Annotated in this window: 22 protein-coding genes; 20 read left to right on the forward strand and 2 right to left on the reverse strand. The window is 75.3% G+C overall.

Annotation, left to right across the window (positions count from 1 at the left end):
• Nucleotides 1-57: 57 nt before the first annotated feature.
• The 6 genes from J0910_RS12415 to hisF all read left to right on the forward strand — a co-directional run bounded on the left by J0910_RS12415 (nucleotide 58) and on the right by hisF (nucleotide 4,272).
• Nucleotides 58-1,140 carry a histidinol-phosphate transaminase gene (locus J0910_RS12415; RefSeq protein ID WP_420158653.1) on the forward strand — a complete coding sequence of 361 codons (1,083 nt, stop codon included), beginning with the start codon at nucleotides 58-60 and terminating at the stop codon, nucleotides 1,138-1,140.
• A 104-nt stretch (nucleotides 1,141-1,244) separates the two neighbouring features.
• Nucleotides 1,245-1,838, forward strand: a complete 594-nt coding sequence (gene hisB, locus J0910_RS12420; protein ID WP_420158654.1) for an imidazoleglycerol-phosphate dehydratase HisB — start codon at nucleotides 1,245-1,247, stop codon at nucleotides 1,836-1,838.
• Nucleotides 1,838-2,002, forward strand: a complete 165-nt coding sequence (locus tag J0910_RS12425) for a hypothetical protein (RefSeq protein WP_017591234.1) — start codon at nucleotides 1,838-1,840, stop codon at nucleotides 2,000-2,002. Before hisB ends, J0910_RS12425 begins: the two co-directional genes overlap by 1 nt.
• A gap of 50 nt (nucleotides 2,003-2,052) precedes the next feature.
• Nucleotides 2,053-2,688, forward strand: a complete 636-nt coding sequence (gene hisH, locus J0910_RS12430; RefSeq protein ID WP_420158655.1) for an imidazole glycerol phosphate synthase subunit HisH — start codon at nucleotides 2,053-2,055, stop codon at nucleotides 2,686-2,688.
• A gap of 79 nt (nucleotides 2,689-2,767) precedes the next feature.
• On the forward strand, nucleotides 2,768-3,508 hold the full coding sequence (gene priA, locus J0910_RS12435) for a bifunctional 1-(5-phosphoribosyl)-5-((5-phosphoribosylamino)methylideneamino)imidazole-4-carboxamide isomerase/phosphoribosylanthranilate isomerase PriA (RefSeq protein ID WP_420158656.1): 741 nt from the start codon (nucleotides 2,768-2,770) through the stop codon (nucleotides 3,506-3,508).
• A complete protein-coding gene (hisF, locus tag J0910_RS12440) occupies nucleotides 3,505-4,272 on the forward strand; it encodes an imidazole glycerol phosphate synthase subunit HisF (RefSeq protein ID WP_420158657.1) in 768 nt (255 codons plus the stop codon). Before priA ends, hisF begins: the two co-directional genes overlap by 4 nt.
• 666 nt (nucleotides 4,273-4,938) lie before the next feature.
• Here the strand turns inward: hisF and J0910_RS12445 are convergent.
• Entirely contained in the window at nucleotides 4,939-6,807 is a 1,869-nt protein-coding gene (locus J0910_RS12445) for a glycosyltransferase family 4 protein (protein ID WP_420158658.1), read from the reverse strand.
• A 314-nt stretch (nucleotides 6,808-7,121) separates the two neighbouring features.
• On the opposite strand from J0910_RS12445, the gene J0910_RS12450 reads away from it, so the two are divergent.
• From J0910_RS12450 to J0910_RS12460, 3 genes are all read left to right on the forward strand, one after another.
• Nucleotides 7,122-7,700, forward strand: a complete 579-nt coding sequence (locus J0910_RS12450; RefSeq protein ID WP_420158659.1) for a peptidoglycan-binding domain-containing protein — start codon at nucleotides 7,122-7,124, stop codon at nucleotides 7,698-7,700.
• Between the two features lie 325 nt (nucleotides 7,701-8,025).
• Nucleotides 8,026-9,948 (forward strand): ABC transporter ATP-binding protein, encoded by a 1,923-nt coding sequence (locus J0910_RS12455; RefSeq protein WP_420158660.1) that lies wholly within the window; start codon nucleotides 8,026-8,028, stop codon nucleotides 9,946-9,948.
• The gene (locus J0910_RS12460) at nucleotides 9,945-11,792 is read left to right on the forward strand and encodes an ABC transporter ATP-binding protein (RefSeq protein WP_420158661.1); all 1,848 of its coding nucleotides are present in this window, start codon (nucleotides 9,945-9,947) and stop codon (nucleotides 11,790-11,792) included. Before J0910_RS12455 ends, J0910_RS12460 begins: the two co-directional genes overlap by 4 nt.
• A 52-nt stretch (nucleotides 11,793-11,844) precedes the next feature.
• On the opposite strand, the gene J0910_RS12465 is transcribed toward J0910_RS12460, so the two are convergent.
• Entirely contained in the window at nucleotides 11,845-12,834 is a 990-nt protein-coding gene (locus J0910_RS12465; RefSeq protein ID WP_420158662.1) for a sugar isomerase, read from the reverse strand.
• A gap of 175 nt (nucleotides 12,835-13,009) precedes the next feature.
• On the opposite strand from J0910_RS12465, the gene hisI reads away from it, so the two are divergent.
• The 11 genes from hisI to lgt all read left to right on the forward strand — a co-directional run bounded on the left by hisI (nucleotide 13,010) and on the right by lgt (nucleotide 22,301).
• Complete coding sequence (gene hisI / locus J0910_RS12470; RefSeq protein ID WP_420158663.1) at nucleotides 13,010-13,408, forward strand: phosphoribosyl-AMP cyclohydrolase; 399 nt, start codon at nucleotides 13,010-13,012, stop codon at nucleotides 13,406-13,408.
• The gene (locus J0910_RS12475) at nucleotides 13,405-14,112 is read left to right on the forward strand and encodes a Trp biosynthesis-associated membrane protein (protein ID WP_420158664.1); all 708 of its coding nucleotides are present in this window, start codon (nucleotides 13,405-13,407) and stop codon (nucleotides 14,110-14,112) included. The genes hisI and J0910_RS12475 overlap by 4 nt, the downstream gene beginning before the upstream one ends.
• The gene (locus J0910_RS12480) at nucleotides 14,112-14,435 is read left to right on the forward strand and encodes an HGxxPAAW family protein (protein WP_420158665.1); all 324 of its coding nucleotides are present in this window, start codon (nucleotides 14,112-14,114) and stop codon (nucleotides 14,433-14,435) included. The genes J0910_RS12475 and J0910_RS12480 overlap by 1 nt, the downstream gene beginning before the upstream one ends.
• A gap of 360 nt (nucleotides 14,436-14,795) precedes the next feature.
• Nucleotides 14,796-15,209, forward strand: coding sequence for a CD225/dispanin family protein (locus J0910_RS12485; protein ID WP_420158666.1), 414 nt, complete (start codon nucleotides 14,796-14,798; stop codon nucleotides 15,207-15,209).
• A 143-nt stretch (nucleotides 15,210-15,352) separates the two neighbouring features.
• Nucleotides 15,353-15,889, forward strand: coding sequence for a DUF2752 domain-containing protein (locus J0910_RS12490; RefSeq protein WP_420158667.1), 537 nt, complete (start codon nucleotides 15,353-15,355; stop codon nucleotides 15,887-15,889).
• A gap of 215 nt (nucleotides 15,890-16,104) precedes the next feature.
• Nucleotides 16,105-16,911 (forward strand): indole-3-glycerol phosphate synthase TrpC, encoded by an 807-nt coding sequence (gene trpC / locus J0910_RS12495; RefSeq protein WP_420158668.1) that lies wholly within the window; start codon nucleotides 16,105-16,107, stop codon nucleotides 16,909-16,911.
• Nucleotides 16,912-17,065: 154 nt separating this feature from the next.
• A complete protein-coding gene (trpB, locus tag J0910_RS12500; RefSeq protein WP_420158669.1) occupies nucleotides 17,066-18,304 on the forward strand; it encodes a tryptophan synthase subunit beta in 1,239 nt (412 codons plus the stop codon).
• Nucleotides 18,301-19,128, forward strand: coding sequence for a tryptophan synthase subunit alpha (trpA, locus tag J0910_RS12505; RefSeq protein WP_420158670.1), 828 nt, complete (start codon nucleotides 18,301-18,303; stop codon nucleotides 19,126-19,128). The genes trpB and trpA overlap by 4 nt, the downstream gene beginning before the upstream one ends.
• 249 nt (nucleotides 19,129-19,377) lie before the next feature.
• Complete coding sequence (locus J0910_RS12510; protein WP_420158671.1) at nucleotides 19,378-19,914, forward strand: MauE/DoxX family redox-associated membrane protein; 537 nt, start codon at nucleotides 19,378-19,380, stop codon at nucleotides 19,912-19,914.
• A 113-nt stretch (nucleotides 19,915-20,027) separates the two neighbouring features.
• On the forward strand, nucleotides 20,028-21,080 hold the full coding sequence (locus J0910_RS12515; protein ID WP_420158672.1) for a DsbA family protein: 1,053 nt from the start codon (nucleotides 20,028-20,030) through the stop codon (nucleotides 21,078-21,080).
• A gap of 9 nt (nucleotides 21,081-21,089) precedes the next feature.
• On the forward strand, nucleotides 21,090-22,301 hold the full coding sequence (gene lgt, locus J0910_RS12520; protein WP_420158673.1) for a prolipoprotein diacylglyceryl transferase: 1,212 nt from the start codon (nucleotides 21,090-21,092) through the stop codon (nucleotides 22,299-22,301).
• Nucleotides 22,302-22,345 lie beyond the last annotated feature (44 nt).

The following is a 22,345-nucleotide window of genomic DNA, read 5'->3' on the forward strand; positions in this document are numbered from 1 at the left end:
GCCGCGCAGCGCCCCCGCCGCACCGCCGAGAGACCGCCGGAACGGATTGACGACACAGTGAGCGAATTCGGCCTGCACGACCTGCCGCTCCGCGACGACCTGCGCGGACGCACCCCCTACGGTGCGCCCCAGCTGGACGTCCCGGTCGCGCTGAACACCAACGAGAACCCCTACCCGCCCTCGGAGCGCCTGGTCGCGGCGCTCGCCGAGGCGGTGTCGGCCGCCGCCCGCGGCCTGAACCGCTACCCCGACCGCGACGCCGTCCGGCTCCGCGAGGGCCTCGCCCGCTACCTCGGGCACGGCCTGGACGCCTCCCGGGTGTGGGCCGCCAACGGCTCCAACGAGGTGCTGCAGCAGATCCTGCAGGCCTTCGGCGGCCCCGGCCGGACCGCCATGGGCTTCGAGCCCTCCTACTCGATGCACCCGGTCATCTCCGAGGTCACCGGGACCCGGTGGGTCGCCGCCCGGCGCGGCGGGGACTTCTCCATCGAGACCGGCGCCGCGCTCGCCGCCATCGAGGAGCACCGGCCCGACGTCGTCTTCCTGACCTCGCCGAACAACCCGACCGGCACCGCGCTGCCGCTGGAGACCGTGGAGCGGATCGCCGCGGCCGCCCCGGGCGTCGTGGTGGTCGACGAGGCCTACGCCGAGTTCCGCCGGGAGGGCACCCCCAGCGCGCTCACCCTGCTCGCCGACCACCCGCGGGTCATCGTCAGCCGCACCATGTCCAAGGCGTTCGCGCTGGCCGGGGCGCGGGTCGGCTACCTCGCCGCGCACCCCGCGGTGATCGACGCGCTGAAGCTGGTCCGGCTGCCCTACCACCTGTCCGCGGTCACCCAGGCCGTCGCCGGGGTCGCGCTGGAGTTCTCCGACGAGCTCCTCGGCGGTGTCAAGCAGCTCCGCGAGGAGCGCGACGCCCTGGTCGAGTGGCTCCGCGGGCACGGCTTCCGGGTGGCCGACTCCGACGCGAACTTCGTCATGTTCGGGGAGTTCCCCGACCGCACCGCGGTCTTCCGCGGCATGCTGGAGCGGGGCGTGCTGATCCGCGAGGTCGGCCCGCCCGAGTGGCTGCGCGCCACCATCGGGACCCCCGAGGAAATGTCCGCCTTCCGGGAGGCGTTGCTCCAGGTGACGGGGTGAGCCCCGGAACCGGCCGGACCCCGGTCCGCGCCACCCCGCCCGGCCCGCCCGCGCCGGGCCGCACCACCCGACCATCCCAGCCAGCACCGGAGAACCCCACCGCCATGAGCCGCACCGGCCGCATCGAACGCACCACCAAGGAGACCAAGGTCCTGGTCGAGGTCGACCTCGACGGGACCGGGGTCGCCGACGTCTCCACCGGCGTCGGCTTCTACGACCACATGCTCGACCAGCTCGCCAAGCACGGGCTGTTCGACCTGACCGTGCGGACCGAGGGCGACCTGCACATCGACTCCCACCACACGATGGAGGACACCGCGCTGGCGCTCGGCGCGGCGTTCCGCCAGGCGCTCGGCGACAAGGCCGGCATCCGCCGCTTCGCCGACGCCAAGGTGCCGCTGGACGAGGCGCTGGCCGAGGTCACCGTGGACGTCTCCGGCCGCCCCTACCTGGTGCACACCGAGCCCGCGGGCATGGCCCCGGTGATCGGCCGCGACTACGACACCACGATGACCCGGCACATCTTCGAGTCGTTCGTCGCCCAGGCCCAGGTCGCGCTGCACGTGCACGTCCCCTACGGCCGCAACGCCCACCACATCGTGGAGTGCCAGTTCAAGGCGTTCGCGCGGGCGCTCCGCTTCGCCTGCGAGCGGGACCCCCGGGTCAGCTGGGTGCCCTCCACCAAGGGCGCCCTCTGATGCAGGACCTGTGGGCCGTGCTGCTCATCGCGCTGGGCGGGCTGCTCCTCGGCGGCGCGGTCTCCACCTGGAAGAACCTCCGCCTGCTCGCCGCGGCGCTGGCCGTGTGCGCGGTGCTCGCCGTCGCCTCCGGCGTGCTGCGGCTGGGCTACTTCAGCGGCTGACGGCCCGCCGGGCCGCCGCCGCGACCGACTGAGAAAGGGCACGGTCGAACGTGCAGCCACGAGTCGCCATCTTGGACTACGGGTCCGGAAACCTCCGCTCCGCGCAGCGCGCCCTGGAGCGCACCGGCGCCGCCGTGGAGGTGACCTCCGACCCGCACGCCGCCCTGGACGCCGACGGCCTGGTCGTCCCGGGCGTCGGCGCCTTCGCCGCCTGCATGGCGGGCCTGCGGGGCGTCGGCGGCGAGCGGATCATCGGCAAGCGCCTGGCCGGCGGCCGCCCGGTGCTGGGCATCTGCGTCGGCATGCAGGTGCTCTTCGAGCGCGGCGTCGAGCACGGCACCACCACCGAGGGCTGCGGCGAGTGGCCCGGCACCGTGGAGCGCCTGCGCGCCCCGGTCGTCCCGCACATGGGCTGGAACACCCTGGAGACGCCCGCGGGCAGCCGCCTCTTCGACGGTGTCGACCCGCAGGAGCGCTTCTACTTCGTGCACTCCTACGGCGTGCTCGACTGGGAGCTGGAGGTCACCTCCCCGCACATCGCGGCACCGCTGGTCACCTACGCGGTGCACGGCGAGCCGTTCGTCGCCGCGGTGGAGAACGGCCCGCTGTCGGCCACCCAGTTCCACCCGGAGAAGTCCGGCGACGCCGGCGCCCGGGTGCTCGCCAACTGGGTGCGCACGCTGTAGTACCCGCCCCTCCCCGCACCGGGGGAGGGGCCGCCCCGAACCGCTCCACCCGACCCGGAAGGCAAGGTCACCGAAAGCGATGTCCTCCACCCTCGAACTGCTGCCCGCCGTCGACGTCGCCGGCGGCCAGGCCGTCCAGCTCGTCCAGGGCAAGGCCGGCTCCGGCGGCCGCTACGGCGACCCGATGCAGGCCGCGCTGGCCTGGCAGAACGACGGCGCGGAATGGATCCACCTGGTCGACCTGGACGCCGCCTTCGGCCGCGGGAACAACCGCGAGCTGCTCACCGGCATCGTCGGCCGGCTCGACGTCAAGGTGGAGCTGTCCGGCGGCATCCGCGACGACGAGTCGCTGGCGGCCGCGCTGGCCACCGGCTGCACCCGGGTCAACATCGGCACCGCCGCGCTGGAGGACCCGGAGTGGTGCGCCAAGATCATCGCCGAGCACGGCGACCGGATCGCCATCGGCCTGGACGTGCGCGGCAGCACGCTCGCCGCGCGCGGCTGGACCCGCGACGGCGGCGACCTGATGACCACCCTGCAGCGGCTGGAGGCCGAGGGCTGCGCCCGCTACGTCGTCACCGACGTCAACAAGGACGGCACCCTCAAGGGCCCCAACCTGGACCTGCTGCGCACCGTGTGCGCGCACACCGACCGGCCGGTGGTGGCCAGCGGCGGCGTGTCCAGCCTGGACGACCTGCGCGCCATCGCCGGGCTGGTGCCCGAGGGCGTCGAGGGCGCCATCATGGGCACCGCGCTGTACGAGGGCGCGTTCACCCTGCCCGAGGCGCTGGCCGCGGTCGGAGAGGCGGGCCGGGCGTGAGCATCGCGGTCCGCGTCATCCCCTGCCTGGACGTCGACGCCGGCCGGGTGGTCAAAGGCGTCAACTTCCAGAACCTCCGGGACGCCGGCGACCCGGTCGAGCTGGCCGCCCGCTACGACGCCGAAGGCGCCGACGAGCTCACCTTCCTCGACGTCACCGCCTCCAGCGGCGACCGGGAGACCACCTACGACGTGGTGCGCCGCACCGCCGAGCAGGTGTTCATCCCGCTCACCGTCGGCGGCGGGGTGCGCACCCCCGAGGACGTCGACCGGCTGCTGCGCGCCGGCGCGGACAAGGTCGGGGTGAACACCGCCGCGATCGCCCGCCCCGAACTCATCCGGGAGATCGCCGAGCGCTTCGGCAACCAGGTGCTGGTGCTCTCCGCCGACGTCCGGCGGACCGCCGGCGAGCCCACCCCCAGCGGCTTCGAGGTCACCACGCACGGCGGGCGCCGCGGCACCGGCATCGACGCGGTGGAGTGGGTGCAGCGCGCCGCGGAGCTCGGCGCCGGCGAGATCCTGCTCAACTCGATGGACGCGGACGGCACCAGGGCCGGGTTCGACCTGGAGCTGATCCGGGCCGCCCGCGCGGTCGTCGACGTCCCGCTGATCGCCAGCGGCGGCGCCGGCGAGGTCGGCCACTTCCCCCCGGCGGTCGAGGCCGGCGCCGACGCGGTCCTGGCCGCCTCGGTCTTCCACTTCCGCGACTTCACCATCGCCGACGTCAAGGCCGAACTCTCCCGGCACGGCAACCCGGTCCGCTGACCCGCTCCTCTTCGGAAGAAGAGCACCCGGGCGGCCCCGGCCGGCGGTGAGGCCGCGCCGCCCGCCCGCCCCGGGGGCGGGCGGAACACCCCGCCCGCCCCCTTCCCGGCCGGGGCCCGGCCCGCACCCGCCCGCAAGCAGGCGCTCCGGCGGAGCGCCGACTCCTCGCCCGCCGGGCCGCGGGTTCCCGCTCCACAGGGAGAGGACCAGGGCCGGCAGAGGACCGGCCGCAGCCTCGAGCGGAGACGGGACGGCCTGGAGAACCCGTTCGGAGACCGCCGGACGCCCCTGCGGCCGTGCCCGGGGCGAACGCGGACGGGCCCGCACAGGCACCGCCGGGAGCGCAGCGGTTCCCGCCTTCCCGCCCCGGTCGGGAGGGGACCCCGTGGAGGTCTCTCCGGCCGTGCCCGGGGGCGAGCGCGGGCCGGTTTCCGGGTGGTGTTCCGGCCGGAGTCGTCGCCGGGACCGCTCGGCCCGACCGGCCGGTCCGCGGAGGACACCGCCGGGAGCCCAGCGGCCCCGCTCGGAGCACTCGGAGGCCGGCACCGCCCCGGCCGGGGCACCGAGGCCGTCCCGCCCGCCCCGCAGCCCGGTCGGACGGGCGGACCGGGACCGGACCGCCGGTCGAGACGGCCGAAGCGGTACGGTCCGCCCGGCCGGACCGGGTCAGCCGGACAGGCGGGTGTAGAGGTCCCGGTAGACCGCGGCCACCCGGGGCCAGGTGCGGCGCTCGGCCACCTCGGCGCGGCCCGCCGCGGACAGGGCCGCGCGGAGCCCGCCGTCCTCGCGGAGCCGCTGCAGCGCGTCGGCCAGCGCCCCGGGGTCGCCCGGCGGCACCATCAGCCCGGCCTCGCCGCCGCAGAGCAGCTCGCGCAGCGCGGGCAGGTCGCTGGCGACCACCGGCGTTCCCAGGGCCATCGCCTCCACCGGCTTCAGCGGCGTCACCAGCCGGCAGACCCGCTCGTCGGACCGGGGCACCACCAGCACGTCCAGCGCCGCCTGGGCGCGCAGCGCCTCGTCCCGGTCCACCCGGCCGGGCAGCACGCACAGCTCGGACAGGCCCAGCTCGCGCACGGTCGCCTCCACCTCCGGCCGGGCCCTGCCGTCCCCCACCAGCAGCAGGTGGGCCGGGACGCCCCGGTCGCGGAGGAGCGCCACCGCCCGCACCAGGGAGGTGAAGCCCTCGTAGCCGACGATGCTGGAGACCGAGCCCACCACGAAGTCGCCGGCCTCCAGGCCGTGCGCGCAGCGGAACGCGTCGCCGTCGGGGCGGGCGTCCAGCAGCGCCGGGTCCACCGCGTTGGGCGCCAGCACGATCCGGTCCTCGTCGGCGCCGCGCGCCACCAGCTCGGCCCGCATCGTCTCGGACAGCGTCACCACCGCGTCGGCCGCGCGGACCAGCGCCGACTCGCGCTCCACGATGAGCCGGTGCCGCTCGCCGCCGCGCGCCGCCTCCCCGGCCGCCGACAGCCAGGTCTCCTCCAGGAACCCGCGCACCTCATAGACCACGGGCAGCCCCAGCCGGGCCCCGGCGGCCACCGCGATCGAACCGTTGCGGTGGTCGGTCGCGGCGTGCAGCACCGACGGCCGCAGCTCGCGGGCGAGCGCGCACACCGCGTCGGCGCCCGCGTCGATCTGCCCGGCCAGCCCGCCCGGCAGCTCCCGGCCCGGGTGCACCCGGTGGTGGCCGATGCCGTCCAGCTCGTAGCGGTCGGGGGTCCCCGGCGGAGCGTCCAGCGGCCACCCGGGGAAGGCCACCACGCTCGGGTCGAGCCCGGCGTCGCGCTGCGCGGTGACGATCCGGTGCGTGCGCACCGTGTAGCCGGCCGAGGTCTTCGGCAGCGCGTTGGAGACCACGTGCAGCACCCGCCCGGGGACCGCGTCCAGCGGCGGCCCCTCCCGGGCGGGGAGCTCCGGCAGCGGACCGAGCGCGCGCCGCTCCCCGCGCAGCCGCTCGTACAGCAGCGCGGCGGTGCCGTGGCCGGCGGTGAACGGGCGCACCTCGGCCTCGGCCTCGGCCATCCTGCCCTGCTCGAACAGGAGCCGGGCGCGGCGCACCCCGACCGCGCCGCCCAGCGACACCGCGTAGGGCGGCGGCAGCGCGGGGAGGGCGCGCAGCGCCGACTCGGTCATCCGGGGCCGCTCCGCGGCGGACAGCACCGCGGCGATCCGGCGCGCCGCGCGCAGGCCGCGCCGGGTGGGCTCGCCCGCCTCCCCGGTCAGCCCCGGCATCCGCCGCCGGGCCTCGTCCACCTCCTCGCCGGCGGCGAGCAGCAGCAGGGCCAGCGCGGGGCGGCGGGGCCGCCGGTCGGCCGGCGCGTCCGGGCCGCCCTCCGGGTCGGCGAACCGGCGCACCCGCTCGGCCAGTCCGGGGGAGAGGCGGCGGGCGGTCCGCAGCCCGGCCCGGGCGGCGCCGTCCCGGATCCGGTCGGCGAGCGAAGGGGCCGCCGCGGCCTGCGCGGACGCGGCCTCGGCCGCAGGGCGCCGCGGCGCTGCGGGGCGGCTGGTCTGGGTGGGGGAGCGTCGGTCGGGCACCTTGCCGAGTCTGCTCCCACCGGTGCCCGGGCGGGACCCCGCACCCGTCTTCCTCCCGGTGAATTCCCCGGACCGAACACCTGCGTTCACCGGCGGTTCGCCGAGCGTCGCCGCGCGGACGCGCAGCGCGGCGCCCGGGTTCACCGGCCGAAGGGAAAGTGATCCCGGTCAGAAGGGGACGGGGTGTTTAACGCGGAGCGCTGAACTCCCGGCCCGAGCGGGGCGTCCCTTCTCATGGGAACGCGGACGACCGCGCGGACGACCGTCCGATGCGGGGGGACCAGGGAAAACGGGGGGATCACGTCATGTCTGTGATGAGCAGGGCGGCGGCCGTACTGGCTTCGGGGGCGCTGGCGCTGTCGATCGGCCTCAGCGGGGCGCCGGCGGCACTGGCCGACGGCCCGAACACGCCGCCCGGGGTCAAGGCCGAGGTGGAGTCCTGCGCCTGGCCGAAGTACAAGAAGGGCGACCGGGCCTGGCAGGTGTCCTTCGCCGGATACCTGCTGAGCGCCTACGGGTACGATCCCGGCGGCCACGGGGACCGCTTCGGCGGGAAGCTGGAGCGGGCGCTGAAGAAGTACCAGAAGAAGCGCGACATCCCGAGCACGGGCCGGCTCGACACCGAGACCTGGGCCGCGCTGCGCTCCGGCTTCGGCCTGGCCAAGCAGGGCGACCAGGGCGACAAGGTCAGGGCGGTGCAGAAGGCGCTGCAGTCCTACGGGTACGAGACCCGGGCCGCCACCGATCCGGACGGCATCTTCGGTCCGAAGACCAGGAAGGCCGTGATCGCGTTCCAGAAGAAGGTCGGCATCGACGCGGACGGCATCGTCGGCACCATCACCTTCCGGGCGCTGGTCACCGGAGCCACCTGCCACCGGCTCGGGCTGGTCTGAGCGGGTCCGGCGGAGCGGCGGAGGGCCGGCACCTCGATCCGGGGGTGCCGGCCCTCCGCCGCGCGCGGGGCGGTGAAGGGCCGGTCCGCGGGGAAGATCCCTGGGAGGGCGGTATGCAGCGGACCGGGGGGACCCGCCGTGATCAGGGAGGAATAGTCCACTGTGCCCGGGTGCTGAATAAAGCGCTGTCCCGGTGCCGCGCAGCGCAGTAGGTTGATCGAGCACATGCCGTCCCCAACCCGGATGGCATGTGCTTTTTCGGGCGTATGCCGCCGCCGGGGCGACCGATGATCCGACCGGTCGGCGCGACACGACAGGGGGCCGCATGCCGCAGGAAAGTCCCGACGACGCCGGGGCAGGGGGGCCGGACAGGAACCGGAAGGTCTTCCTGCGCGGTCTCAAGGTGCTGTGGGTCGCGATGCGCGGCGAACCCGCGGTGTTCGGCGTCGCCGTCTTCGGCGCCTCCCTGCACGCCGCGATCACCGTGGCCTCCTCCTGGGTGCTGGGCCGCATCACCGACCAGGTGATCCTGCCGGCGTTCGCCGACGGGCGCACCACCGCCGCCGCGCTCACCGCGGCCGCCGCCGCGATGCTCGCCGTCGGCCTGTTCAAGGCGATCGGCCTCGCCCTGCGCCGGCTCTACGCCGGCCTCATGCAGTTCCGCATGCAGGCCCGCTACCGCCGCGCGGTCGCCCGCAAGTACCTCAGGCTGCCGCTCTCCTGGCACCACCGCCACCCCACCGGGCAGCTGCTCTCCAACGCCAACGCCGACGTCGAGGCCGCCTGGCAGCCGCTGGCCCCGCTGCCGATGGTGGTCGGCAGCCTGTTCATGCTGCTGATCGCCGCGGTCGCGATGCTCATCACCGACCCGGTGCTGGCCCTGGTCGGCTTCGTCGTCTTCCCGCTGCTGTTCGCGATCAACGTCGTCTTCCAGCGCAAGGTGTCCCCGGTGGCCACCCGCGCCCAGGCGCTGCGCGCCCAGGTCAGCGAAGTGGCGCACGAATCCTTCGACGGCGCCCTGGTGGTCAAGACCCTCGGCCGGGAGGACACCGAGACCGAGCGGTTCACCGCCGCCGCGCACCGCCTCCGCGACGCCCAGATCCGGGTCGGCCGGATGCGCGGCATGTTCGACCCCGTCATGGAGGCCCTGCCCAACCTGGGCGTGCTCGCCGTGCTGCTGGTCGGCATGTGGCGGCTGTCCACCGGCGCGATCGACCCCGGCGAGCTGGTCCAGATGGCCTACCTGTTCACCCTGCTCTCGCTGCCCATCCGCTCCTTCGGCTGGCTCCTGGGCGACCTGCCGCGCAGCGTCGTCGGCTGGGACCGGGTGCAGGCCGTCCTCGCCGCGAAGGGCGCCATGCCGCACGGCGACGGCGCCCTGGGCGGCACCGGCGGCATCCGGCTCGCCACCGAAGGGCTCTCCTTCTCCTACGAGGACGGCTACACCGCCGACGGCGCCGGCAGCGACCTGGCCGACGCCCCGGAGGCCGCAGGCGAGCGCGCCCGCACCACCGTCCTGCACGACGTCGACCTGGAGATCGCCCCCGGCCGCACCGTCGCGATCGTCGGCCCCACCGGCTCCGGCAAGTCCACCCTGACCACCCTGCTGACGCGGCTGGTCGACCCGGACGCCGGCACCGTCCGCTACGACGGCGCGGACGTGCGCGGCCTCGCCAAGGGCGCGATCTCCGGCGTCGCCGCCCTCGTCCCGCAGACCACCTTCGTCTTCGAGGACACCATCCGGGACAACGTCGCGCTCGGCGCCGACGTCTCCGACGACGACGTGTGGGCCGCGCTGCGGCTCGCCCGCGCCGACTCCTTCGTCGCCGCCCTCCCCGCGGGCCTGGACACCCGGCTCGGCGAGCGCGGCACCAGCCTCTCCGGCGGCCAGCGGCAGCGCCTCGCCCTGGCCAGGGCCGTGGTCCGCCGCCCCCGGCTGCTCATCCTGGACGACGCCACCTCCGCGGTCGACCCGCAGGTCGAAGCCGAGATCCTGGCCGGGCTGCGGGACACCGAGCTGGCCGCGACCGTGGTCGTGGTCGCCTACCGCAGAGCCACCATCGAGCTCGCCGACGAGGTGGTCTTCCTGGACCGCGGCACCGTCACCGACCGCGGCACCCACGACGAGCTGCTGGCCCGCTCGCCCGGCTACGAGCGCCTGGTGACCGCCTACGAGCGGGCCGCGGCCGAGCGCGCCGCCGCCGCGCAGACCGAGACCTTCGCCGAGACCGAGGAGGCCGCCCGATGACCGCCCCGTCCACCACCCGGAAGGGGCGCCCCGCCCGCGACGGCGGCGGGGAGGGGCCGCGCGGCGCCGCCCCCGCCCTGCACCGCTCCACCGACTCCGCGCTCGGCACCATCCGGCGCGGACTGGAGCTCTCCCCGGAGTTCACCCGGGGCCTGGGCTGGACCCTGCTGTTCGCGGTGGTCGCCACCGCCGGCAAGGTGGTCGTGCCGCTGGCCGTCCAGCAGATCATCGACAACGGCGTCGGCACCGGCGGCAGCGGCCCCGACATGCGGTTCGTCGCCACCGCCGTCGGGCTGTGCACCGCGGCGCTGGCCGTCACCGCGGTCTGCTCCTACCTGATGAACGTCCGGCTCTACCGGGCCACCGAGTCCGGCCTGGCCACCCTGCGCCGCAAGGCGTTCCGGCACGTCCACGACCTGTCCGTGCTGACCCAGAACAGCGAGCGCAAGGGCGCCCTGGTCTCCCGGGTCACCGCCGACGTCGACCAGATCAGCACCTTCATGCAGTGGGGCGGCCTGCTGCTCATCGTCAGCTCCGGCCAGCTGGTCATCGCCACCGTGCTGATGGCCGTCTACTCCTGGCAGCTGACCCTGGTGGTGTGGATCTGCTTCCTGCCGCTGCTCTACGGCGCGCGCTGGCTGCAGGGCCTGCTCTCCAAGGCCTACCTCAAGGTGCGGGAGCGCACCGGCGACATGCTCGGCGCGGTCGGGGAGACCGTCACCGGCGCCGCCGTCATCCGCGCCTACGGCACCGAGGAGCGCACCGCCCGCCGCATCGACGAGACCGTGCTCGCCAACCGCGCCGCCCAGGTCAGGGCGCAGCGGCTGTCCATGGCGGTCTCCCCGTTCGCCGAGATGGTCGCCGCGGTCGGCAACGCCGCGGTGATCGTGGTCGGCGTGCTGCTGGGCGTCGGCGGCCAGCTCACCCCCGGCGAGCTCGTCGCCTTCCTCTTCCTGGTCACCCTCTTCATCCAGCCGATGATGATGGCCACCGAGATCTTCAACGAGGCGCAGAACGCCATCGCCGGCTGGCGCCGGGTGCTGGGCGTGCTGGACACCGTCCCGGACATCGCCGACCCCGGCGAGGCCGGCCGGGAGCTGCCGCGCGGCCCGGTCGAGGTCCGCTTCGAGGAGGTCCGCTACTCCTACCCCGAGGGGCCGGTGGTGCTGGACGGCGTCGACGAGGAGATCGCCCCCGGCACCCGGCTCGCCGTGGTCGGCGAGACCGGCTCCGGGAAGACCACCTTCGTCAAGCTGCTCACCCGGCTGATGGACCCCGACGCCGGCCGGGTCCGGCTGGACGGCGTGGACCTGCGCGAGGTCGCCTTCTCCTCGCTCCGCCGCCGCGTGGTGATGGTCCCCCAGGAGGGCTTCCTCTTCGACAGCTCGCTCGGCGACAACATCCGGTTCGCCCGGCCCGAGGCCACCGACGCCGAGCTGGAGGCCGCCATCGCCGAACTCGGCCTGGGGGAGTGGCTCGCCGGCCTCGCGCACGGCCTGGACACCCCGGTCGGGCAGCGGGGCGAATCGCTGTCGGCCGGCGAGCGCCAGCTCGTCGCCCTGGTCCGCGCCTACGTCGCCGACCCCGACCTGCTCGTCCTGGACGAGGCCACCTCGGCGGTCGACCCGCACACCGAGGTCCGCATCCAGCGGGCCCTGGACCGGCTCACCCGCGGCCGCACCTCGGTCGCGATCGCGCACCGCCTCTCCACCGCCGAGGCCGCCGACGAGGTGCTGGTCTTCGACGCCGGGCGGATCGTCCAGCGCGGCCCGCACGCCCGGCTGGTCGCCGAACCGGGCGTCTACGCCGACCTGTACGCCTCCTGGGTGCGCAGCTCCGCCTGACCCCGGTGAAAGCGGCAGGGGAGGGGCCGCCCGTGCGGGGCGGCCCCGCGGGTCAGCGCTCGCGGGCGGCCCACCAGTGCGCGGCCAGGACCTCCGCGACCAGCGGCTCGGTCAGCAGCGCGACGTCGGGATCGGTGTCGCCGAGGTAGCGCACCACCTCGGCGGCGCCGTCCACCGGGCGCCCCACCGCCACGAACCGCCCGCGCAGCTGCAGCAGGTGCTCGGCGAACCGCTCGTCGTAGTGCGAGCCGGCGAACAGCACCGCCCGGTAGTCGGAGACCGCCGCCAGGTGCCGCCCGGTGTGCGACCACTCCGCCGTCTCATAGGCCGAGGAGGCCAGCACCGGGCCCTGCCGCAGCGCCAGCGCGGCCTGCTCCGCCGACGCGACGCGCCCGGCCGGCGCCACCATGTGCACCGCACCCGAATCGCAGGCCAGCGCCGCGGCGGCCGCGGGCACCCAGGACCGGGCGCCCTCCAGCAGCTGCGCGCAGGCGTTCGAGGCACGGCGCAGCGTCGGCGCCAGCGTCGCCGAACTCCCCAGCGGCGGGGCGCCCAGCCGGTACCCCAGGTGCAGCAGGAGCGCCAGCGCCAGCTGGTGGCCGCGGCAGGCCAGCCCGCTCCTCTCCCGCTCCGCCCCCAGCGGCGCCAGCACGTCGGCGTAGCGGGCCGCGGGCGAGGCCGCGTCGTCGGTCACCACGATGATCGCCGAGGCGCCCACGTAGCGGTCGAGCGCGGTGCACAGCTCCCGCCGGCCCCCGCCGACGTCCACCGCCACCACCAGCGTCGCCGGACCCGGCGGCAGGGTCGCCTCGGCCGAGGGGAACTCCGCCACCGCGCTCAGCCCGGCCAGCCGCATCCGGAACGCCGCCGCGGCGCACGCCTGGCGCGCCGACCCGGTGCCCAGCAGCAGTATCCCCGCGGGCTCGTCCTCCACCAGGGCCGGCAGCGCCGCGAACGGGTCGTGGCGGTCCAGGCGGTCGGCGAGCGCGTTCAGCGCGGCGGGCTTGCCCGCGAGATCGGCGGAGAGCAGCTGGGCGGTCACGGAGCTCCTTCGTCGGGCGGCGGCATCGACCCGACGATACTCAGCCCGGCGGACCGGCGCCGACGCCCGCCGCACCCGGGCCCCGCGCCGGCTATGGCCATTCTCACCGCGCCCGCCCGCGCGCGCGGGGGCGACCCGGCGGAGCGGCGCCGGAGAGCGGCCATAGGCTGTGACCATGAGCGGCCGCCCACCCACCGAGGAAGCGGCGAGCGGCACCGGGCTGGACCCCGGCATCGCCGCCCGCCTCAAGCGCAACCCCGACGGCCTCGTCCCGGCCGTGGTCCAGCAGCACGACACCGGCGAGGTGCTGATGCTGGCCTGGATGGACGACGAGGCCCTCGCCCGCACCCTGCGCACCCGCGCCGGCACCTACTGGTCCCGCAGCCGCGGCGAGTACTGGGTCAAGGGCGCCACCTCCGGCAACGTGCAGCGGGTCGTCTCCGTCGCCCTCGACTGCGACGGGGACACCCTGCTGGTCAAGGTCGACCAGGCCGGCGGCGCCTGCCACACCGGCGACCGGACCTGCTTCGACGCCGACCCGCTGCCGCTGGACGGCACCGGGGGCCCGCGGTGACCGGGGCGGCCCGCGCGCCCCGGCGCGAGTACGCGCTCACCGCGCTCGCCGCGGCCGCCGGCGCGGCCGGCCTGATCGCCGCCACCGGGCAGACCTGGGCCGAGGGCACCGTCGCCATGCCCGGCCCGGTCGCCGACGTCTCCGTGCGCCTCACCGGCACCGGGCTGGCCCCGGCCGCCGCGGCCCTGGGCTGGGCCGGGCTGGCCGCACTCGCCGCGGTCGCCGCCACCGCCGGGCGCGCCCGGATCGCCGTCGGCGCGCTCATGGCGCTCTTCGGCGGTGCGGCGCTCGCCGTGCTGTGGACCGGGACCCGCCCCGGCCGGCTCGCCGCCGCCGTCGCCGAGCAGGCCGCCGCCACCGGCGGCGCGGCCGCCCCGCACCCGCTGTGGACCTGGCCCGCGGTGGCCGCGGCCGGTGCCGCGCTGCTCGCCGCCGCGGGGGCGGCGACCGCGCTCCGGGGCCCGTCGTGGCCCGGAATGAGCAGCAGGTACGATCGCCACAGCGCCCCCGCGAGGGGGCCGCGCAGCGGCCCGGCCGACCCCGCGGACCTGTGGAAGTCGCTCGACGGAGGCGACGACCCCACCCTGGACCCCGCGCCCGGAGCGGCCGGGGCCGCCGCCGGCCGGGGGCCCGCCGACCCTGAAACAGCAGAGCACGACCGCGCCCGCGTCACGGGCGCCCAGGCAGCACAGAAGGAGCCCTGATGGCCGACGCACACCACGAGGAGCACGAGGACCACGGCAACACCGTCGCCGCGTGGTTCCTCACCATCTCCTGGATCGTGGCCTGGTCCGTTGCGGCCGTGGGCATCATGATCGGCGGGGACATGGCCGCGTGGACCGGCATCGCCCTGGGGGCCAGCGTCGTCCTCGCGGTGATCGCCGGTGTGATGAAGAAGGCGGGCCTCGGCCGCAAGGAGCCCCGCCCGGTCCCGCCGACCCGCGAGGAGTGGGAGGCCGCCCGCACCTCCTCCGCCGCCGAGGCCGGCGCGGAGAAGGGCGAGCCCGCCCCGGCCGGAGCCAAGTAGCCTCCCTCCGCCTCCCCGGACGCCGCCCGGAACAGAACCCGTCGAAGGCGTCCGAAAAAGGCGGAACCGAACCGCGTCGCAGACCGTCGAAACGGTCTGCGACGCGGTTTTTTCGTACCGAGGGTGCAAAGATGCGCGCAGAGGGCCGCATATCTGGCATGATGCTGTCCGTTCTGCGGCGCATTGAGGCGAGCCACCCCCGGCCCTGAAAACCGCTGGCTCCCGAGCCGCCCCCGCCGCTGCGCGGCGCCGCGGTTTTTCATTGCCGTCTTCAGAAAGTTGTACGCTGACATGAGCTATGGACCTCCCCCCGGACCGCCCCCCGGTGGCGGTTACGGCCCCCCGCAGGGCGGTCAGCCGATGGGCGAGAAGCCCGATGTCGGAATCGCCGGTGTCATCTTCTCCCTGCTCTGCTGCTGGCCGCTGGGCATCCCGGCGCTGGTCTTCCAGCTGAAGATCGACAACCAGTGGGGCCAGGGCGACTTCCAGGGCGCCCAGGAGTCCGCGGACAAGGCGAAGAAGTTCCGCAACATCGCCTTCATCCTCGGCAGCATCTCCTACGGGCTCAGCCTCATCATCTGGATCATCTCCGTCTTCGTCCTCGGCGCGGCGGCCACCTCCGCCAACGAGGACATCCAGGAGCTCGAGCAGATGCAGGAGAGCTACGGGGACTACAACACCGAGGACCTCGACCAGATGAACGAGGACCTGGACCAGCTGAACGAGGACCTCGAGCAGGACCTGCAGGACCTCGAGACCTCCGGCGAATACTGATCGGCGCCCCGCCCGCCGCGGCGCGGGCGGAACCGGTCGGCACGGCGCCGCACACCCGGTGTGCGGCGCCGCGCGCTTTCCCCTTCCGGTACCGGGGCCCGGCCGGGCCCCGGTACCGGAGACCCTGACCTAAGGTGGAGGCCGTGGACGAGACGGCGAACAGAACCGAACCGCACCCCCCGCAGGGCGCCCCCGCGGGGCCGTTCCCGCGCACCCGGGCCCTCATCGGCCGGGTACACCCCGCGACCTGGCCGCTCCTGCTCGGCGCCGCCGGCCTGGCCGGGACCGTCATGGTGCACTTCGTCGACCCCAACGAGCCGGGCCACTACCCCACCTGCCCCTGGCTCACCGTCACCGGGACCTGGTGCCCCGGCTGCGGCACCATGCGCGCCGTGCACGCGCTGAGCAACTTCGACATCGCCGGCGCCCTGGAGATGAACGTCTTCCTGGTCGCGATGGTGCCCTACCTGCTCTACCACTACGCCACCTGGCTCTACGGGGCGTTCCGCCCGCGCACCCGGCCGCCCCGGCCGTGGACCCGCGGGCGCCGCATCCTCAACGCCGCCTGGCTCTGGTTCCTGCTCGTCGGGATCATCGCCTTCTGGGTCCTCCGCAACACCCCGATCGGGCTCTTCCTCGCCCCCGGCGGAGAGCCGGCCGTTTCGCCCCTGTCCGGGTAGGAACGCGCCCCGGGGAACCGCGGACCCCCGCCGCGGAACCGCAGGGCGGTGGCCGCTCCGCGACCCGGGGTGGATACGATCGGACGGAATCGGGGCCGCCGCCGCAGCAGCCCGGCGCCGGCCGGCCCGCGCCGCGGGCACCCGACCGCCCTGAGCCGCGGGCGGCGGGGCGCACCGGCGCCGGAACCACGACTACCTGGAGGGGGCAGGCCCACGTGAGCGTGCTCGACGAGATCCTCGACGGGGTGCGCGAAGACCTCGCCGCACGGCAGGCGGCCACGCCGCTGGAGAGCCTGAAGGAGAAGGCGGAGTCCGTCCCCCGGCCGCAGGACGTCGCCGCGGCCCTGCGCCGCCCCGGCGTCCAGGTCATCGCAGAGGTGAAGCGCGCCAGCCCGTCCAAGGGCGCCCTGTCCGCCATCGCCGACCCGGCGGCGCTCGCCCGCGACTACGCCGACGGCGGCGCCGCCCTGATCAGCGTGCTGACCGAGCGCCGCCGGTTCGCCGGCAGCCTGGAGGACCTGGCCGCGGTGCGCGCCGCGGTCCCCACCCCGCTGCTCCGCAAGGACTTCGTGGTCAGCTCCTACCAGCTCTGGGAGGCGCTGGTGCACGGCGCCGACGCCGTGCTGCTCATCGTCGCCGCCCTGGAGCAGGACGCCCTCGTCTCGCTGGTGGAGCGCGCCGGATCGCTCGGCCTGACCCCGCTGGTCGAGGTGCACACCGAGGCCGAGGTGGAGCGCGCGGTGGCCGCCGGCGCCACCGTCATCGGCGTCAACGCCCGCGACCTGACCACCCTCAAGGTCGACCGGGGCACCTTCGCCCGGGTCGCCCCCGCCATCCCGGACTCCGCGGTCAAGATCGCCGAGTCCGGCGTGCGCGGCCCGCACGACCTGCTCGCCTACGCCGGCTCCGGAGCCGACGCGGTCCTCGTCGGTGAGAGCCTGGTCATCGGGCGCCACCCGCGCGCCGCCGTCGCCGACCTGGTCACCGCGGGCGCGCACCCGGCGCTGCGGGACCGGCGCTGAGCCAGGGGGAGGAGCCGATGCGGCCGCCGGAGCGGGCGGGGTGGGGACGGCGCAGGCGATGGCCCTAGGGAGTCCGCGCCCGCGGCCTCCCGCCACCGATCCGCCCACGATCACGAACACGGCTCGGCCGGGCGAACCCGGCCAGGAGAACGACATGACAACCGCATCCGACCGCCCCGAGGCGGCGCCGGCGCAGCCCGACGCCCTCGGGCACTTCGGCCGCTACGGCGGCCGCTTCGCACCCGAGGCGCTCGTCGCCGCCCTGGACGAGGTCGCCGAGGCCTGGGAGAAGGCCCGCACCGACGCCGCCTTCCAGCGGGAGCTCGCCGACCTGCTGCGCGACTACACCGGCCGGCCCAGCCCGCTCACCGAGGCCCGCAACTTCGCCGAGCACGCCGGCGGCGCCCGCATCCTGCTCAAGCGCGAAGACCTCAACCACACCGGCTCGCACAAGATCAACAACGTGCTGGGCCAGGCGCTGCTCACCAAGCGGATGGGCAAGACCCGGGTGATCGCCGAGACCGGCGCCGGGCAGCACGGCGTGGCCACCGCCACCGCCTGCGCCCTGCTCGGCCTGGAGTGCGTCATCTACATGGGCGAGGAGGACACCCGCCGGCAGGCGCTCAACGTCGCCCGGATGCGCATGCTCGGCGCCGAGGTCGTCCCGGTCACCATCGGCAGCCGCACCCTCAAGGACGCGATCAACGAGGCGTTCCGTGACTGGGTGGCCAACGTCGACCGCACGCACTACCTGTTCGGCACCGTCGCCGGGCCGCACCCCTTCCCGGCCCTCGTCCGCGACCTGCACTTCGTGGTCGGCGCCGAGGCCCGCGAGCAGGTCCTCCAGCGCACCGGCCGGCTCCCCGACGCGGTCGCGGCCTGCGTCGGCGGCGGCTCCAACGCGATGGCGATCTTCGCCGCCTTCATCCCCGACGCCGACGTCGCCCTGTACGGCTTCGAGGCCGGCGGCGACGGGGCGGAGACCGGCCGCACCGCCGCCTCCATCACCGCCGGATCCCCCGGCGTGTTCCACGGCGCCCGCACCTACGTCCTCCAGGACGAGCACGGCCAGACCCTGCCCAGCCACTCCATCTCCGCCGGGCTGGACTACCCCGCCGTCGGCCCCGAGCACGCCCACCTCGCCGACACCGGCCGGGCCCGCTACGAGCCGGTCACCGACGCCGAGGCGATGGAGGCCTTCCGGCTGCTCTGCCGCACCGAGGGCATCATCCCGGCGATCGAGAGCGCGCACGCCCTGGCCGGCGCACGCCGGCTCGGCGAGAGGCTCGGCCCCGACGCCGTGGTCCTGGTGAACCTCTCCGGGCGCGGCGACAAGGACGTGGACACCGCGGCCGCCTACTTCGGCCTCGTGGACGAGGAGGGACAGGCGTGACCACCGCACTGCAGACCAGGCTGGCCGAGACCCGCGCGGCCGGCCGCGCCGCGCTGGTCGGCTACCTCCCCGCCGGCTTCCCCGACCCGGACTCCTCGGTGCGGGTCATCCGCGCGATGGTCGAGGGCGGCTGCGACGTGGTCGAGGTCGGGCTGCCCTACTCCGACCCGATGATGGACGGCCCCACCATCCAGCGGGCCGCGGACACCGCGCTGGCCGCCGGGACCACCCCGGCCGACGTGCTGCGCGTGGTCCAGGCCACCGCGGACACCGGCGCCGCGGCGCTGGTGATGTCCTACTGGAACCCGATCGAGCGGTACGGGGCCGACCGGTTCGCCGCCGACCTGGCCGCCGCCGGCGGGGCCGGCGTCATCACCCCCGACCTCCTCCCCGAGGAGGCGGGGGAGTGGACCGCGGCCACCGACGCGCACGGCCTGGACCGGATCTTCCTGGTCGCGCCCTCCTCCACCGACGAGCGGCTGCGGCTGACCACCGCCGCCTCCAGCGGCTTCGTCTACGCCGCCTCGCTGATGGGGGTGACCGGTACCCGGGCGCAGGTCGCGGGCACCGCGGAGAAGCTGGTGCTGCGCACCCGCGAGGCGATCGGCGGCACCGGGCTGCCGGTCTGCGTGGGCCTGGGCATCTCCACCGGGGCGCAGGCCGCCGAGGTGGCCGGCTACGCCGACGGGGTCATCGTCGGAGCCGGGTTCTGCAAGCGGGTCCTGGACGCCCCGGACCTGGACGCGGCCTGCGCCGCGGTCCGGTCCTTCGCCGAGGAGCTCGCGGAGGGGGTGCGCTCGGCGGGGAAGGCGGACACCCGGTGAGAATCGGGTAAGAGAGGCGTTTTCTTCCTGGGAAGAGGAATGCTCCGGGCGGCCGGTGGCGCTAGGGTTCGAGACGCCGCGGCGCACCGGCGGCGCGACGGGCCGGCCGGTGCGCGGCCCGATCCGCCGTGCACAGGACGGCGGGACCGGGGGTCGCGGCGCGGTCACATAAAGTAGGCTCCGCTTCGACCCCCGGCCCGGCGGTCCGCCGCCGGCCGCCGAGCACCGCCCGCCCTCAGGGAAGTTGACATGGACTCCACCGATAACCCGACCGAGACAGCGCCCGGCGGCCCCGCCGGGGACGCCCCCGCCCCGCGGTCGCGCTGGGCGGCCGTCCAGCCCTGGGTCACCCTCGCGGCCCGCGTCGCCCTGGCCGGCATCCTCGGCTACGCGGCCTACTCCAAACTGCCGGTCGCGCTCTCCATCCAGTCCGTCGAGGCCTACGACCTCTTCCCCGACCCGGTCAACGAGTTCATCGGCATCACCCTGCCGCTGCTGGAGTTCGCCCTGGCGCTGCTCCTGCTGGCCGGCCTGGCCACCCGGTACGCCGGCGCGGCCACCGGGCTGCTCATGGCGGTCTTCATCGTCGGCATCGTCTCGGCCTGGGCCCGCGGCCTCAACATCGACTGCGGCTGCTTCGGCACCGGGGGCCCGGTCGCCCCCGGGGAGACCGCCTACGGCGTCGACATCGCGCGCGATATCGGCTTCATGGCCCTAGCCGGTATCGTCATGGTCTGGCCGCGCTCGCCGCTCTCCCTCGACCGGTTCGCCGGACTCTACCGCTGAGCGGACCGGCGGCCCGGCCGCGCCCGCACGGGCCCCGGGCAGCGAGCACACCCACACGGCGCCCCGCAGCCGCGGGGCCGGCATCGAACCCGACGTAGAACGGTGAACGGCTGATGAGCAAGGCGGCGCGGCGCGAGGCCCGCGAACGGATCAAACAGCAGCGGCTCGCGGAGGAGCGCAAGCGCAAGCGGAACAAGGTCCTGGTCATCGGCGCGGCGGTGGTCGTCGTCGCGCTGATCCTGGGCGGCGGCTACTTCTGGTTCGCCTCCGACCGGGACGGCGGGGACACCGAGGTCGCCCTGCCCCCGCAGACCCTCCAGCAGGACGGCAGCGTGGTGCTGGCCAAGGAGGGCGCCCAGGCCCCGGTCGTCGAGGTCTACGCCGACTTCCAGTGCCCGGCCTGCAAGCAGTTCGAGACCGCGAGCGGCTCCACCCTGCAGGAGCTGGCCGCCGCGGGCGAGGCCGTGGTGCACTACCGGCCGGTGAGCATCTTCGCCCTCCAGCCCGACCCGATCAGCACCAACTCGCTGCGCGGCGCCGCCGCCGCCCGGGCCGCGGCCGACGCCGGGAAGTTCGTCGAGTACAACGACATCCTCTTCGAGAACCAGCCGGTCGAGGGCAGGCCCGGCTTCGCGGTCGAGGACCTCAAGAAGTGGGGCGAGGAGGCGGGCATCACCGACCCCGCCTTCGCCGAGCGGGTCGACGCCGAGGCCGCCGCCGCCGAGCGGTTCGCCAAGGAGTACGCGCCCGCCCTGGTCGAGGACGCCCGGAAGCAGATGTCCGACCAGCAGATCGGCGCCATGCCGGTCACCGACCTCATCGCCTGGGGCGACGAGAACGGCCACGACTCCTCCTTCCTGGACGACACCTACGTCCAGCAGGTCCTCCAGGCCACCACCGACGTCAACGGCCGCTACTCCGGCGCCAACGCGTTCAGCGGCACCCCCACCGTCTACCTCAACGGCCAGAAGATGGGCGACGAGATGTACTCCGCCTCCGGCCTGCGCGACGCCGTCGCCGCGGCCGGTCCGGGCGAGGTGCAGAGCGAGCCGCTGGAGAGCGGCGACGGGGCGGCGGCCGAGGAGGACGGCAAGGACGGCGGGAAGAAGGACGGCGACGCCGCCGAGGACGAGAACGCATCCGCATCCCCCGAGGCCAAGGAATAGCCAGCAGAGATGACCACCCCTGTGACCACCCTGCCCCACGCGGCCGCCGAGGGGGCGGCCGGGGCCGGCCGCACCCTCGCGGCGATCCCCAGCCCGCCGATGAGCGGCATCGAGATCGGCCCCCTCACCATCCACTTCTACGCGCTGTGCATCCTGGCGGGCGTCATCGCCGCCGTCGCCTGGAGCGAGCGCCGCTGGGCCGCGATGGGAGGCGAGAAGGGCACCATCATGGACCTGGCGGTGCCCGCCGTGATCCTCGGCCTCATCGGCGGCCGGATCTACCACGTCATCACCGACTACCAGCTCTACTTCGGCGAGGGCCGGGAACCGATCCGCGCCCTGTTCATCTGGGAGGGCGGTCTCGGCATCTGGGGCGCCGTCCCGCTCGGCGCGCTCGGCGTGTGGCTGGTCGCCCGGCAGCGCGGCCTGTCCATGTCCAAGCTCTCCTTCGCCATCGCGCCGGCCCTCCCGCTGGCCCAGGCCTTCGGCCGCTGGGGCAACTACTTCAACCAGGAGCTCTTCGGCGCCCCCACCGACCTGCCCTGGGCGCTGCACGTCTCCGCCGACAACGGCATCCCGGCCGGCTACATCCCCGGTGAGACCACCTACCACCCCACCTTCCTCTACGAGTCGCTGTGGTGCCTCGGGCTGGCCGCCCTGCTCGCCTGGCTGGGCCGGCGCCACACCGACCGGCTGGGCGGCGGGCGGCTCTTCGCGGTGTACGTCATGGGCTACTGTGTGGGGCGGTTCTGGATCGAATACCTCCGGGTGGACCCGGCCCACGACATCCTCGGCCTGCGCCTGAACAACTGGACGTCGATCCTGGTCTTCCTGCTGGCCCTGGCCTACTTCGTGTGGGCCGGGCAGCGGCTGGACCGCTTCTCCACCCGGGTCGTGCCCGTCGGCAGGGAGGCGGGCACCCAGGTGTTCGACACCGACCCCGCCTCCGGAGACCGGGACGGCGGCGGCACCGCTCCGGGAGCGGACGCCTCCGACCGGACCGAGCCCCCGGCCGGGGACTCAAACCGGGACGAGGAGCGTTCCTCCACCGGCGGGGAGGAGCCCGAGGAGCGGGAGCCCGCCGAGGAGCGCCCCTCCGCCGCCGGGGAGAAGCCCGGCGGGGCGGAGGAGGCCGAGACCGCGGAGAGCGGCACCGAGGACGCGGAGACCACCGCGAACGGGACCGCCGCCGGGGCCTCCGGAACCGAACGCGACGAATAGGCGCCGGCGCCGCCGCGGACAGGACGCGGGGGGCCCGGCGGCGC

It is taken from the genome of Nocardiopsis oceanisediminis, assembly GCF_048595525.1.
Classification (GTDB): domain Bacteria; phylum Actinomycetota; class Actinomycetes; order Streptosporangiales; family Streptosporangiaceae; genus Nocardiopsis_A; species Nocardiopsis_A oceanisediminis.

Excerpts from the sequence above, each read along its gene's own strand:
- J0910_RS12485 (WP_420158666.1), top strand. The coding sequence starts at position 14,796 with ATGGGCGAGAAGCCCGATGTCGGAATCGCCGGTGTCATCTTCTCCCTG.
- hisB (WP_420158654.1), top strand. The coding sequence starts at position 1,245 with ATGAGCCGCACCGGCCGCATCGAACGCACCACCAAGGAGACCAAGGTC.
- J0910_RS12480 (WP_420158665.1), top strand. The coding sequence starts at position 14,112 with ATGGCCGACGCACACCACGAGGAGCACGAGGACCACGGCAACACCGTC.
- J0910_RS12425 (WP_017591234.1), top strand. The coding sequence starts at position 1,838 with ATGCAGGACCTGTGGGCCGTGCTGCTCATCGCGCTGGGCGGGCTGCTC.
- J0910_RS12450 (WP_420158659.1), top strand. The coding sequence starts at position 7,122 with ATGAGCAGGGCGGCGGCCGTACTGGCTTCGGGGGCGCTGGCGCTGTCG.
- lgt (WP_420158673.1), top strand. The coding sequence starts at position 21,090 with ATGACCACCCCTGTGACCACCCTGCCCCACGCGGCCGCCGAGGGGGCG.
- hisI (WP_420158663.1), top strand. The coding sequence starts at position 13,010 with ATGAGCGGCCGCCCACCCACCGAGGAAGCGGCGAGCGGCACCGGGCTG.
- priA (WP_420158656.1), top strand. The coding sequence starts at position 2,768 with ATGTCCTCCACCCTCGAACTGCTGCCCGCCGTCGACGTCGCCGGCGGC.
- J0910_RS12460 (WP_420158661.1), top strand. The coding sequence starts at position 9,945 with ATGACCGCCCCGTCCACCACCCGGAAGGGGCGCCCCGCCCGCGACGGC.
- J0910_RS12515 (WP_420158672.1), top strand. The coding sequence starts at position 20,028 with ATGAGCAAGGCGGCGCGGCGCGAGGCCCGCGAACGGATCAAACAGCAG.
- J0910_RS12455 (WP_420158660.1), top strand. The coding sequence starts at position 8,026 with ATGCCGCAGGAAAGTCCCGACGACGCCGGGGCAGGGGGGCCGGACAGG.
- trpB (WP_420158669.1), top strand. The coding sequence starts at position 17,066 with ATGACAACCGCATCCGACCGCCCCGAGGCGGCGCCGGCGCAGCCCGAC.
- J0910_RS12510 (WP_420158671.1), top strand. The coding sequence starts at position 19,378 with ATGGACTCCACCGATAACCCGACCGAGACAGCGCCCGGCGGCCCCGCC.